We start from the raw sequence: 15228 nt of genomic DNA, 5'->3' as shown, positions 1-15228 counted from the left end.
CCGTTCTTCCAGGATGCTCTTTTTTGTTTTATTTTTTATGCCCGTTCAACTGATTACACGGAGAACATTGAAACGGAATTATATCTAAGCAATTAAAGTTTGTTTCACAAATTTGTTCGATTGTTGGGACAAACGGTATGACAACAATATTACTTTCTATTATTTGTGTAACAGGTGGTAACACTGTACCTACTTGGTGTTCGAAACGGATACTCGCTTGATTTATATAATTCCCTGAACCGCTTGGTGCACTCTCCACTACTACTTGGAACGAAACTGTCCGTGCTTCACCTGGATTTAAACTTCCTATAAGAAATCCTGATACTGGGTTTACATTTGGCACTGGCGTATTATCAACCGTTACACTTCCAATGACAAATCGAACACTACTATCTAACATATCTTGAAAACGAATATTTTGTATGACAGTATCCCCCGTATTCGTAATAACTGTCGTAAACGTAATAACATCGCCTATCGTTGCTGTTTGATGATCTGCCGTTTTTACGACTGTCGTTGAAACATTTTGAGGAATAAATGGGATAACAACTGTGTTACTATCAGCTTCAACTACTACAGGCGGTTCATTTGGATTCACAGTTGCAAATCCATTCGCTGTAGCAGTATTTGTAACTAAATTATTTATTTGTCCTCCTGTTATTACAACTTGGAAATTAATAATTGCTGCATCATTTGGCTGAAAATCACCTAACGGAATACCAGTATTCGGATTAGCAAATGGAAGAGGTACATCATTTACTGTTACTGTGCCATTTATAAATAACGTATTCGGATCAATGATATCTGTTAAAACAATATTCGTCACAGGAACTGTACTGTCATTAATAACAGCAATTCCGTAAGTGACAACATCTCCTACCATCGCTACTTCAAAATCCGCTCCTTTTGCAACAAATAAAATTGCAGTATTTACCGTTACAATAACAGTATTACTCGTGTCCATTACTGTAATTGGCGGCTCTCCTGGTACTAAAATATACTCTGCTAACGCTCCAGCAACGTTTACTACTGTACCACCATCTGGGAAACTTGTAATCGTAGCTTCATACGTTACAAGTACAGTCTCACCAACCGGAATATCTGGTATCGTAAATCCAACCTGCGGATTTAACCCCGGCTGCGGAACTCCATTTATCGTTACACTATTTGCGACGAAATCAGCTTCTTGAGATAACACATCTATAAATTGAACATTCATCGCATCAGCAGTACCGGTATTTAATATACGAACAGTATACGTTACTGTTTCTCCTACTCCAACAATTGGATGATCTACTTCTTTCAGCATATCTAAACTACCTCTATTTACTGGCGTGACTGTCGTATTACTTAAATTCGTAATTGTAAACGGAGGTTCTCCTGGAATCAATACGAAATCACCCGTTACACTCGCCGAATTCATAATACTATTAGAAGGTGGTATTGCGATTACAGTTACTTCGAACGTTATTAATACGCCATTTCCAACTGCGAGATCAGGTAATGAAAAGCCTACAAAAGGATCTAAACCTACTTGCGGAATCCCATTTATCTGTACACTTCCAGGAATGAATTCTAAACCAGGCGATGGAACGTCAATAAACTGAACATTCGTCGCTGTTACCGTTCCCGTATTTGTAACTTGCACACTATACGTTAACGTATCTCCTAATCGTGTTGCTTGCTTATTCACGGTTTTTATAACATTAAATCGTCCTCTATTTACCCTTGTTATTGTCGTATTACTCGGTTCAGTTACTACAACCGGTGGCTCTCCTGGTACTAAAGTAAAGCTTCCTGTTATATTTGCAACGTTCGTGATTGTTCCTGATGACGGGATGTTTATAACTGTCGCTTGAAACGTCACTATAACCGTTTCCCCAACGAATATATCTCCAACTCCAAAGCCAGTAATCGGATTTAAGTTTGGTTGCAGGGCTCCATTTACCGTTACACTATTTGGTACAAATGACGCTCCTGCTGAAATCGTATCAATAAATTGAACATTATTTGCTGTTACTGTTCCTGTATTCGTTATTTGCACTGTATACGTTAATACGTCCCCCACTAGAGTAGCTGCTCTATTTACTTGTTTAATAATAGTAAAGCTTCCTCTATTTACAGTTGTTAGCGTTGTGTTACTTGGCTGATTCACTACAACTGGTGGTTCTCCTGGTACTAATATAAAATTTCCTGTAACATTCGCCGTATTAGCTATTGTTCCGTTTGATGGGACACTGACAACGGTTACTTGGAATGTGACTTCTACACTTCCTCCTGGGTTTATATCTGGAAGCGGGAATCCATTATTAGGATCTAATCCAGGTTGTAGCACACCATCTATCGTTACACTATCCGGTACCAATGTTATTGAGGACGGTAATACATCACTATATTGAACATTCGTCGCTATCACTGTTCCCGTATTTTGAACTACTGTTGTATATGTGATTGTATCGCCTACTGCAACAATTGGCTGACTTACTGATTTTAAAACGTTGAATCCAGGTTCATTGATTTCTGTTAATGTCGTATTACTTGTTGTCGTTTCAGTAATAGGCGGCTCTGTTTCACTTACAGCAAATGTAGCCGTAACATCTACAAAGTTTACAACTGTTCCCCCTTGAGGAATACTCGTTACCATCTCTTGATATGTGACAAGCACAAAATCATCTACAGGTATATCGGGAACTGTAAAGCCTATAAACGGATCTAATCCAGGTTCCGGTACGCCGTTTATACTCACACTTCCTGGTACAAACGCTACACCACTCGTACTTGAATCAAGAAATTGAACATTCGTTGCCGGCACTGTTCCAAAGTTAAAAATTAGGACATCATAAGTTAATATTTCTCCAACTGTCGCCGCCTCTTTATCTACTATTTTTACTGGGAAAATTGAAGCTATATTAATTGTCGTAACGACTAAATTCGTTAATAGCGTTTGCGTAATCGGTGGCTCTTGCGGATTCGGTTGTGAAGTAAATGTAACGTCAGCATCATTTAATATGACTTCATTATCTGGAATTTCCGTAATGGTCACTTGGAACGTTACAGAAATACTCGCACCAGCATTTAATAACGGACTAACTGTAAAGCCTATTTCTGGATTTAATCCAAGTTGCTGTATTCCACCTATCGTTACGCTATTGTCAACAAACGTCGTCCCTTCCGGAATGACATCTTGGAAGAGTACATCTGTAACAGGGATAATTCCTACATTCGTTATTAGCACTGTATACGTTAATACATCTCCAACAGCTCCAGCGGCAACATTTACTGTTTTTATTGCTGTTACTTCACCAGGAGGAGGTAATGGTATTGTAACTACTGTCGTATTACTTGTATTCGTCGTTGTTACAGGGGGCTGTAAAGGATTTAATAAAAAAGTAGCTGTAGCAGATGCCGTGTTTAGTACAGCTCCTCGTGTGGATGGCGCAACTACTGTTACTTGGAACGTTACAGTCAATGCTGTTCCAGCAGCGATATTAGGAAGCGTAAAACCTATATTTGGATCAAATCCAGGTTGAGGCGTTCCATTTATCGTTACACTATTTGCTACAAAAGTCGTTTCTAGAGCAATTGGATCAAGGAATGACACATTCGTCGCTGTTACCGTTCCATTATTTCTAATGACTACAGAATACGTGTAAGTTTCTCCAAGGGTAGCTTGTTGTACAGATGAAGATTTTTGTATATTTAATCGAGCTGTATTTACTTGCGTCACTACAAAGTTACTATTCGTAACAGTCGTTATTGGAGGGTTTGCAGGATTTATAAGAAAACTTGCAGTAACGTTCGATTGGTTTCTTATATTTCCACCGCTCGGAACACTCGTCACTGTAACTTGAAACGTAATCGTAGCCGTTTGTCCGACCGGAATATTCGGTACTGGGAATCCTGCCATAGGATTCGCACCTTGTTGAACAACTCCATTTATCGTCACACTATTTGCTACAAACGCAGTACCCGACGGAATTGGATCTTGAAAAATAATATTGGTTGCAGGAACAGTTCCTGTATTTTGAATAAGAATCGTATACGTTAACGTATCTCCTACTCCTGCCTGTGGTGTATTTACACTCTTCATTACATTAAGTGATCCCACATTTACTCGCGTCACAACAATATTACTAATCGTTACAATTGTAATTGGTGGCTGGAGAGGACTTACTTGGAAATCCGCAGTTACATTCGCATTATTCGGAAGAACTCTATTTGGTGGTACACTCGTAATCGTCACTTGAAAAGTAACTGTTACCATCCCTCCTACTGGAATATTAGCAAGTGGAAATCCAGTTGTTGGGTTTAAACCAGGTTGAGATATCCCGTTTATTGTTACACTATTCGCTACAAAAGTGGTTCCAGATGGAATTGGATCAAGGAATGACACATTTGTCGCTGCTACCGTTCCACTATTTTGTATACGAACTGTATACGTTAACGTATCTCCTACTCCTGCTTCAGTAGCGCTTACACTCTTCATTACATTTAACCCTGAAGAATTCACCACTGTCATAACAGTATTACTTGGTACTGTTACAGTAATTGGTGGCTCTGTTGGATTTACAAGGAAATCTCCAGTTACATTCGCATTATTCACGACATTATTTCCTTGGGGAATTTCATCAATTAATACTTCAAACGTAACAATTGCACTCGCGCCAGTAGGCAAATTATTTAATGGGAATCCAAGTTCTGGATCTGCCCCTTCTTGTAAAACACCATTAACAACTACACTATTTTCAATAAATAATGTCCCTTGTGGAATTGAATCTTGGAAAAATACATTTGTAGCTGGTACACTACCTGCATTTATAATTTCGATTGTATATACTAAAACATCCCCTACTGTTGCAACATCCGTGTTCACTGATTTCACAACTTCAAAGTTCCCTGATTGTACTGTTGTATTCACAACATTACTCGGAACATTGATTGTTACTGGTGGTTCACTCGGATTCACCTGAAAACTCGCTGTTACATTTGCTTGATTTAAAATATCTTCATTTTCTGGATCCTGTACAATTAATACGTCAAATGTGACTACAACGGTTTGAGCCGCAGAAATATTCGGAAGAGAAAATCCTGTATTTGGACTCAATCCACTTTGCGGTACTCCATTAATTGTTACAGAATTTGCAACAAATAAAACAGCAGAAGGAATAGGGTCTTGGAAAAATACATTTGTTAACGGAACGTTTCCTGTATTTTGAACGGCAATCGTGTACGTTAAAGTGTCACCGACTGCTGCTTGTGTTGTATTCACTTCTTTTATTACATTTAAACCACCTGTATTCACTTGTGTCACAACTGTATTCGTTTGTCTATTAATCGTTACTGGTGGTTGATTCGGTTTAACGATGAAATTAGCAGATACATTTCCGCGATTCGCAATCGTACCTCCTGATGGCGTGGAAGTTACTCGTACTTGAAATGTAACTGTCCTACTTCCACCTGGAGATATGTTAGCAACTGTAAACCCAGTTCCCGGATTTGCTCCAGGTTGCGAAATTCCATCTACAGTTACACTATTTGCGATAAAAGTCGTTCCAGTTGGGATTGGATCTTGAAAAATAACATTCGTCGCAAGTACATTTCCTGTATTTTGAATTGTTACCGTGTACGTAAGAACATTGTTAACCGTGGCAAAAGCTTTATCCACTGTTTTTCTCGTTGTTATTTCAGCTATATTAATTGTCGTAACTACAGTATTACTTGTCGCTTGCCCTGAAACTGGTTGTTGACCAGGCACTGGAATAAAGTTAAATGTTACACTCGCGCGGTTTGGAATTGGATTGACAAGAGGATTCGATGTTACTCGAACTTGAAAGCGCACTACAGTCGTTTGCGATGCATTAATACTTCCTATATTAATACTGCTTGCTGGATTCGCTCCTGGACGTGCTACTCCATTCACTGTAACACTATTTGGAACAAATGTTGTTCCACCAGGGATACTATCAACAAAAACAACATTATTTGCAGTGACATTTCCATTATTCGTCACATTAATCGTGTATGTTAATACATCATTAAGTGTTGCAGTCTGTAAATCTACAGTTTTTTGCATACTTATAGTTGCTTGATTCACTGTCGTTTGTACTGTATTTGAAGAAGACATACTAGTAATAGGTGGACTACCGACAAAAGGACGGAATTGATATGAGACCATTGCACGATTTGAAATAGGATTTGGGTTTGGGAACGATGTTATTCGCACTTGAAATGTAACAACTCTTTGCGTGTTATTTGGGATTGTGCCTAAATTAATTCCATTAGCAGGGTTCGCATTCGGCTGTGTTACTCCCCCTACTGTTACACTACCTGTAACAAACGTCGTTCCGTTCGGAATACTGTCTTGTAATATAACATTTTCTGCACTTCCCGTACCTGTATTAGGAACTGTAATTGTGTAGGTAAGAATATCTCCAACTCCTGCAACTGTTCTATTGACCGATTTAACAGGATTAATAATTGGCCCCGTTGCATCAATTTGAACCCCAAAACCAGCTGCAGCGTATCCATCTCCATTTGTAACGAATCGAACCGTTGCTGACGTTTGATTGTTTACTAATGATGCAGAGGCATTTACATTTGTAATATCCCACCCTTGCCTTCGGACCGCTAAAGCTATCCCTAATGGCTGATTCAAATCTCCAAACGTTCCAGTTGTATCTAACTCTCCAATGTCGTTACAAATTTGTGACTGAAAGAAATTATTAGCAGGGTTTCTCGGGCCGGATAATGCAACTGTAGCATTTGCATTCGGTCCAAAGCGAAGTTGATCTCCAACAATGTTAGAATCACCTTCTTGAGCAGTTACGAGCACTCGTCCTGTTACAACTCCTGTGGCTGGGGTAGCAAATCCTGAAATAGTAGCATCAACCGGTGGTGATGAAGCATCGATAATTTCTTGACCTGCATAAACTGACAAATTCCGAAGTGGCAAACTTGCATTTTGATAAACAACCTCAAGTGTCCAACCAGCCGAACGACTGATAGTTGGATCAGATGAAGTTCTTGCGGCTGGCACTGCACCCGTTGTATAAGTTCCTGCCCCACCTGCACTAACAAGATTCGTTACATTAGCAGAGCGAGCGTAATAAAATTGGTTTCCTACTGAACCTTGTTGCGCGGTAGCAGGATCTGGCGTAACAGAAAACGTCCCTGCTGGCGTTGTAAATGTAATGTTATCATTTAAAAAAGGTAAAACATCTTCCGTATCAGTCCGGAAAGTACCGGCCCAAACTAATTCTGCATATAACACACTGCTTCCCGCTGGAAGATTTAAAATTGCACTTGAAGAATTCAATTGCCACTCATCTGTTGTCCCTGCTGGGAATCCTGGTACTTGCAACGCTGTATTTACTGTCGTAAACACAGCAAGTGTACCAAAAATATTACCTGGTGCAGGTGATGTAGGACTAAGTCCCAGCGTATTCCCAGTGAACGTGACGGCACCAGGTACTGTTGTTGTAAAACGATTTATAAAAGGCATACAATCATCTCATTTCAATTATAGTAAAAAGTGCTCTATACTATAAAATGTAGACAAACTATGCAATGTACTTTGTCCAACAAAATTCCGCACATACGAGAGGAGCTTACTACACTATGCGTTATGTTATCGTAACAGGAACTTCACAAGGCTTAGGTGAAGCAATTGCTGCGCAATTGTTAGAAGAAAACACGAGTATCATCTCTATTTCTAGAAGAGAAAATAAAGAGCTTACGAAACTCGCAGAGCAATATAACAGCAATTGTATTTTCCACTCCTTAGATCTTCAAGATGTACATAATTTAGAAACGAACTTTAACGAAATCATTTCATCTATTCCAGAAGACACTGTATCATCTATTCATTTAATTAATAACGCTGGTACACTCGCACCAATGAAACCAATAGAAAAAGCTGAAAGCGAACTGCTCATTACGAACGTTCAAATTAATTTACTTGCACCTATGATTCTTACCTCCACTTTTATGAAACATACGAAAGACTGGAAAATAGATAAACGTGTTATAAATATTTCATCTGGTGCAGGAAAAAATCCTTACTTTGGCTGGGGCGCTTATTGTACAGCGAAAGCTGGTGTAAATATGTTTACACAGTGCGTAGCAACCGAAGAAACAGAAAAAGAATATCCAGTAAAAATCGTCGCATTTGCACCTGGTGTTGTTGATACAAGTATGCAAGCACAAATTCGTGAAACAAATAAAGAAGACTTCATACATTTAGATCGCTTCATCACACTAAAAGAAGAAGGAAAATTACTATCACCTGAATACGTTGCGAAAGCAATTCGTAGCTTACTAGAAACTGAGAATTTCCCGCAAGGTGAAGTAATTCGAATTGATGAATAACAAAAAGGCACGCTCTACTAGCGTGCCCTTTCATTCTATTTCTCTAAAAATATAAGTACAGACTCCATCAACTTCTCATAACCAATCTCCTGATAAATTTTATTTGATGTTGGATTTTCCAAGTCAGTATATAATGTCGTTGTTTTGTAACCTTCGTCTAACATACGTTGACTAAGTGCAGCGACACAACTAGATGCGTACCCTTTTTTCCGCACTTCTTTCGGTGTATATACGAAATTAACTGTTATATTGTTTGTAGTTGGTCTCGTTTTTGCAGCTACAGAAACAAGATTCCCTTCTACTTCTAGACCAAATAGACAACGGTTAGTAATTAATGTATGGGCGGTTTGTTTCGCTTCTTCTTTCGTAGTAGGAAGTTTCACATCTTCGCAGAATTGATATATCCACTGTTCTATTAATGGTAGCTCCTCACTACTTACTTCTCGAAAGATTCCATCCCCGTTCCACTTTTTCTGTACTTGCTTTAATTCATAAATACCTTGCTCCATTGCAACATTCGTTTTCTTATTTTCTATCGCCGCAATCTCTTCTGCTAATCTCTGTACAACTTTCTTATTTCCAATCAATCCAGGAACATTTGGATATACTTTCGTTAGTTCCTTTGCAAGTTCCACGATGTCCTCTTCCGCAATTTCAGACGTAGCAACAATGATTTGTTTCTTCTCTTCTGTTTGAAGAAATACAACTGCAATTTCTTCCTCTTGTTTTACTACCCCCATAAATATCGGTTGTTGGACCATTTGTAATACACCTAATATGAGATTATTTTCCTGCTCATTCTTTTCTAAAAATGGCGTAACTTCTTCTTTAAAAGTAAGAACCTCTTCATATACATGTAATTGAATCATCGACAATCTCTTCTCTCTATTTATAGTTTCATAAAGTATTGGCGATTAATTCTCTAAATCCTTCTTTTACGATTCAATAATATTCAAAGCCAACGTATTCAAATCATTTTCAGCTTGTAAAATTCTTTGTTTTTCCCTTTCAAATAGCTCTTCTTCATTTTGAAATGTCTCTTTTCGATTTTTAATCATGCGCTCCATTTCTTTTTTACTCGGTCCACCGTATACATTTCTTTTTTGAATAAATGCTTCTGGCGATACAATCTCTGCCCACTCGTTTTCTAATAAATATATTTTAAAGTTTTCTTGTAAGTATATATTTACATCTTTTAAATGTAATTCATGTAGCTCCTTTTGTTGATCCAATGACACTTTCGCAATAACACTTGCTGCATGATGCGCCTGCCGAAATGGAATGTCATAGTTTTTTGTTAAAACATCTGCGAAATCAGTTATCGTAATTGCATGTTTATAAGAACGACTTTTCAACGTTTCTTCTTCTACTTTCATCGTTCGAATGACTGCATTCATAATACAAAAAACACGAATGGTCTTTTCAATTCCTTTATATAAATACGGCTGCAAATCATCTTCTGTATCGACAATATCACCAAATGGCGTATTATGGATCATTTGAAATACTGTAAATGCTTCTCCTAAAGCGCTACTCGTAATTGCACGCGCATGCTCAATTGAAACTGGATTTCGCTTTTGCGGCATAATACTACTAATTTGTACATATGGATTCGCAACAGTAATACCATCATATTCCTTCGTCGCTAATAGTAAGAAGTCATGAATCCATCTGCTCGTATTCGTCATAATTACCATAAGTAACGAGCTAACTTCTAATAAATAATCCGCTCCAGCAACAGCATCATATGAGTTCTCAATTACATTAGTAAACCCAAGTAAATTGGCAACTCGCTCTCGTTTAATCGGAAAACTTGTTGTAGAAAGAGCCGCAGCTCCCATTGGAGATTGATTTAAAAGTTTGTACGTTCGTTTCATTCGTTCTAAATCTCTTTGCATCGTATCATAAATCGCTAACATATAATGACCAAATGTTGTTGGCTGTGCTGGTTGTGTATGTGTATAAGCTGGCATAATCGTTTCCTTGTGATCATAGGAAAGTTGCAATATACTTTCTTGCAATAACAAATGATGCTCCATTAATCGTAGTACATACCGCCTTAAACTCATGCGATACATCGTTACACCCATATCATTTCTACTTCTGCCAATATGCATATTACTTACAAAATCGCATTTCGCTTCTTGAAAAATTAAATGTTCGACTAAAAAAAAGAGATCTTCATGCTGTTCTGTATATAGCAATTGATCTTTTGGAATTCCCTCTATCTTTTTTAGTGCATGTAATATAACTTTAGCTTCTTCCTTTTTCATTAAATTCTCTTCCGTCAGCATCGCAATATGCGCTTTATGCACTTGAAACATATCTTTTAATAAGTAATCTCGCTGAAAATGAAATACATGTTGTAATACACAATCGACATATGTTTTCCCAGGGAAATCAGCGCCTTCACTCTTTATAAACTCTTCTTTACTTTGTTTCATCACCTTTTCCCCTCTCACCTAAGTATTACTACCCATCATACCCAGAGATAGGAAAAAAGTGCTTGTACATAAAGCGAAACTTTAATCAGCCCTCACCAATCGGACTTTTATGGGCAGGTGATCCCCCATCTTAATTCTTTGCTTTCGCTGAATTTTGAGGTGGAGGTCTTACTGCCCATTAAAGTGGGATAAAAATAAACTCGGTGCTCTCTGCACCGAGTTTACTTAATAAAAGTCGCATCATACTTATCACTTTGCAACACTTGGAAATGTAAGTTCGCTAAATGTTTTCGTATTTCTGCACTGTCGTCTTCATTTAAATTATTTGCTAAGAACACAATTTCTGTACAGTTCCCGCGTTTATCCATGGCATAAACTGCTTTTGTAACTGTCCATGGCGTATAGCCATTTTTTTGCCCTGCATGTCTAAATGTTTTACGGTATTTCTTAGCACTCATATCTGTTTCAACGATATTCGCCCACACTTTTTCTTCGGCTTCTGTTAGGCCACCTTTATGATTCGCCTTTTGAAGCAATACCATATAATCATTTGCAGAAGCTGCTGGTAATCGATCTGACCAAATTTTATCGTAACGTTCCTCTAAGTAAAGAGGAATTTCCTTCTGTAATAATGGCCCCTTCTTTTTTAAGCGTTCATGAATAATCATCGCATATTCACGATATTGCTCTTGAGACATTTCTTTTAACTTTTTCTCTATTTTATATTTCGGAACATGTAGTTCTTTATGCAAATATCCAGGGATGTATAAAGATGAAACAATCGGAAATAGCGGCTGATGTGCTGGAAGTGATAAACTTTGTAAATTCCGATTAATATTATCTAATCCTAACACTTCCATTAAATATTCAGCATTCGCATTCGAACTAAATTTGACCATTCCTTTTGCCACTTCTTCTAAAGAAACTGCTCCTTCTGTTATCTTGTCTGTCTTTTGTAAATACTTTTGCCATCTATCTTGTGCACCGCCATCTGTATTCGGTACGTAATAACGATTCACATCATTAATGGAAACAAAACTAGACGGATCAATTTTCCCTTCTGTAACTTGTTTCGTATATTCAAGCGCCACGATTAACTTCATCGTACTAGCAACTGGCAATACAACATTTGGATTTACAGAATAAACAATTTTATCATTTCTCTTTACTAGAAGCGCACTATTTTTTTCATCTTTATGTTCTTCAATAAATGATGCGATATACTGCGCATCATCATTATTTGAACTCCACACTTTTTTCACTAAAAAATTACCCGATATTAGCAAAACGAAAATACCCACAATTACTGCGCATACTATAGTTTTTTTCAAGTAAAATTCCTCTCCTATTGTGTAACTCTTCTCTATTTATCTTTTTAAAAAATAATGGAGACGGTTATTTAAATAACCGTCTCCATTATTTTAACTTGTATTCTCCTATTATGTCTACGTCATAATTTTCACGAAGTCTTCAAGAAATTTTTTATAATGTAACGACCAACCAATTCGCACCCAATTCTTTAAAGCTTTTGAGTCGGGTTGAGGACGGAAATCAGCAATGCTTTCACCCTTCGCAATTCCAACTGTATCTATATCAACTCGGCGATATACATAATCTAAAAGAGACGGATTTGCCGCAACCATCATTGTAACGACATCATGTACTGGGCTCCCTGTTATTTTTGGGTTTAACTTTTTATACGCTTTATAATAATACGTAAATATCGGCTCGATTAATTTATTAAAACTCGTTTTAGAGTGTTTCGTAATATATTTTACCATCTCTGGCGTAATTATTGCTTCAGATGTAACGTTAAGTGGCACTAATGTCACATTCTTAGCATTTTGCATAACTAATTGTGATGCAATGGGATCACCATGAAAATTCGCCTCTGCGACTGGTGTTACATTGCCAGGCATTAAAAAAGCACCGCCCATTATATAATATTCTTTCACATACTTCATCATCGGCTTTTCTAAAATAAATGCTGTCGCTAGGGTCGTTGACCTACCAGCATCAACAATGATTAATTCTCCTTTATACTTTTCCAGAATATCAAAAAAAGCACAAAAAGGTTTTATATTTGGCGAAAAAGCTTTTGGAGGTTTAATTGGTCCTAATCCATCTGCCCCATGAATTTCTGGATAATACGTTGTAACATCCCCGGATAAAGGGATCTTTGCACCATTTATAACAGGTATATCTTCCCGCCCCGCCATTTGCAGCAAATATGCTGCATTACTCGTCGCCTTTTCTTGCGTTACATTTCCATATCCGGTTACAACACCAACAATATCAATATCAGGATGCATAATTCCGTACATGATGGCTAAAGAGTCATCAATTCCTGGGTCTCCCAAAAATAATACTTTTTTCATCGACCTCAACTCCATCCCCTCAATTGTTATTAATTTATGAATAACCTTACATATACAGAATAAAAAAGAATAAATTCACACAAAAAAACGCAGTCCTCTATAAGGACTACGTTCTTCCTCTAACCTATACTGTTTTTCTTCACAGCACTCATGCTTCCAATGATATAAGCGATAAACGCTAAACAAATCGGGAAGACAACTGTATGTATACCGAACGGATTTGGATAGAAAAGATGGATACACATATATGAGCCTACCCCAACTAAAATAGAGGCAAGCGCTCCTGTCGCATTTCCTTTTCTCCAATATAACCCTAATACGATTGGCCAAATGAATGCTGCTTCTAATCCACCGAAAGAAAATAAATTTAACCATATTAAAAAATCTGGTGGTTTAATTGCTGCTGCATAAACGAGCAGTCCTACGATACCAGTAATCCACAAACTTCCTTTTCTGATCGTACTGTCTGCTGCATCTTTATTTATGTAATTTACGTATATGTCTTTAATAATTGATGAACTTACAAGTAACAATAACGAGTTTACTGTAGACATAATTGCTGCCATTGGCGCAGCTAAGAAAACACCGGCTAACCAAGGTGGCAACACTTCCATCGCGAGTAGCGGCATGACTTTATCCGGTACCGTTATACCTGGAAGTACGACTCTTGCAAATACACCTGTTAAATGCATACCAATCATAATTGTACCTACAACAACTGTTCCAATTATTAATGCTTGATGCATAGCTTTTGAATTTTTATAAGACATGGCACGTACGCTAATTTGCGGTAAACCAACAACGCCAATTCCAATTAAAATCCAAAATGATGTCACATATGATTTCGTTAAACTACCATCCGCTCCGAACGGTGTAATTAAATTCGGATTGATTTGAACAAGTTCCTGCATAATCTTTTCAATTCCACCACCAGCAATGACAGTAGCAATTAAAATGATTGTCGTTCCAACTAACATAATGATTCCTAATAGCGTATCTGATAAAGCAACTGCACGAAATCCACCAATTAATACGTACACAAGTACAGAAAAAGTAAATAGAAATAGTGCCGTTGTATAAGATAGACCCGTTAGCGACTCAATTAATCGGCCACCGCCGACCCATTGAGCTACTGTTGCTGAAAATAAAAAGATAATTATACATAACGCAGAAAGTATAACAACTGCTTTATTATTGTATCTTCCCTTTAAATAATCGATAAGAGTAATAGCTTCCATCTTCCTTGCGATAATCGCAAACTTTTTACCGATAACCGTTAATACTATATACCCTGTTACAACTTGAATCGCAGATAATAATACCCATCCGAGGCCCATATTGTACGCAATACCTGGACCACCAATAAAGCTACTAGCACTACCGTACGTAGCAATCATTGTCATCGCTAATAATAAACCGCCAAGCTCACGCCCACCAAGAAAATATTCTTGTAAAAATTTATTATTAGCAGTCGCTTGTACGCGTCTTGAAGCATATACACCAATTAAAAACACAACGATAAATGAAATTATCATTGGAATGATTACATACCAATTCATCTATTATTCCTCACTTTTTTCTTCCTCATCGAGTGAAATATCTTGAAATACAAAACGAACAACTAAACTAAGTAAAATAACCATAACGACAAACCCAACGATACAGCTATAAAAAAACCATGCTGGAAAACCGAATACATATGTATATTCACTTGGATTTTTACTACCAAGCCCATAAGCAAATCCGTACCATATTATAAAATTGATAATAGCAAGTCCAAGACCAATTAACGCTTCTCTATGGGCGATTCGAAAGCGTGGATCATCATGATAATCCTTCATTTTTCTCCCTCCTCTCACGAGGTATTATTGTACCATTGTTCTTCTAGTTTTTCCTACTAGAAAGCAAAAACAAGCAGGATTTTTTAAATTCATATAGAAGATTCTCTTACATTACATATTTTTTACAATTGTAACACAAATGAAATTTGAATTTTCAGTATTTGTTAATTATGATTTAAATTAGAGGCTTTCCATCTA

8 protein-coding genes are annotated in these 15228 nt (G+C 37.4%); 1 reads left to right on the top strand and 7 read right to left on the bottom strand.

Translation table 11 applies throughout. The features are described 5' to 3' along the window. Nucleotides 1-28: 28 nt before the first annotated feature. Nucleotides 29-7501 carry a beta strand repeat-containing protein gene (locus MR115_RS15450; RefSeq protein WP_242241871.1) on the bottom strand — a complete coding sequence of 2491 codons (7473 nt, stop codon included), beginning with the start codon at nucleotides 7499-7501 and terminating at the stop codon, nucleotides 29-31. A 116-nt stretch (nucleotides 7502-7617) separates the two neighbouring features. On the opposite strand from MR115_RS15450, the gene MR115_RS15445 reads away from it, so the two are divergent. Next, a complete protein-coding gene (locus tag MR115_RS15445) occupies nucleotides 7618-8367 on the top strand; it encodes a (S)-benzoin forming benzil reductase (protein WP_242241870.1) in 750 nt (249 codons plus the stop codon). 35 nt (nucleotides 8368-8402) lie between these two features. On the opposite strand, the gene MR115_RS15440 is transcribed toward MR115_RS15445, so the two are convergent. From MR115_RS15440 to MR115_RS15415, 6 genes are all read right to left on the bottom strand, one after another. After that, a complete protein-coding gene (locus MR115_RS15440; protein WP_242241869.1) occupies nucleotides 8403-9236 on the bottom strand; it encodes a GNAT family N-acetyltransferase in 834 nt (277 codons plus the stop codon). 66 nt (nucleotides 9237-9302) lie between these two features. Then, nucleotides 9303-10811 (bottom strand): argininosuccinate lyase, encoded by a 1509-nt coding sequence (gene argH, locus MR115_RS15435; RefSeq protein WP_242241868.1) that lies wholly within the window; start codon nucleotides 10809-10811, stop codon nucleotides 9303-9305. A gap of 221 nt (nucleotides 10812-11032) precedes the next feature. Next, entirely contained in the window at nucleotides 11033-12142 is a 1110-nt protein-coding gene (locus MR115_RS15430; protein ID WP_061678472.1) for a serine hydrolase, read from the bottom strand. 114 nt (nucleotides 12143-12256) lie between these two features. Continuing rightward, nucleotides 12257-13189, bottom strand: coding sequence for a nucleoside hydrolase (locus tag MR115_RS15425; RefSeq protein WP_132131338.1), 933 nt, complete (start codon nucleotides 13187-13189; stop codon nucleotides 12257-12259). Nucleotides 13190-13308: 119 nt separating this feature from the next. Next, on the bottom strand, nucleotides 13309-14748 hold the full coding sequence (gene panF, locus MR115_RS15420) for a sodium/pantothenate symporter (RefSeq protein ID WP_001104843.1): 1440 nt from the start codon (nucleotides 14746-14748) through the stop codon (nucleotides 13309-13311). 3 nt (nucleotides 14749-14751) lie between these two features. Further along, a complete protein-coding gene (locus MR115_RS15415) occupies nucleotides 14752-15030 on the bottom strand; it encodes a YhdT family protein (protein WP_000656242.1) in 279 nt (92 codons plus the stop codon). Between the last annotated feature and the right edge of the window lie 198 nt (nucleotides 15031-15228).

Origin of the sequence: Bacillus cereus group sp. BfR-BA-01309, from assembly GCF_022664315.1 — a bacterium.
GTDB classification, from domain to species: Bacteria; Bacillota; Bacilli; order Bacillales; family Bacillaceae_G; genus Bacillus_A; species Bacillus_A mobilis.
The sequence above is the reverse complement of the archived record's forward strand: the minus strand, read 5'-3'. Positions and strand labels throughout refer to the sequence as shown.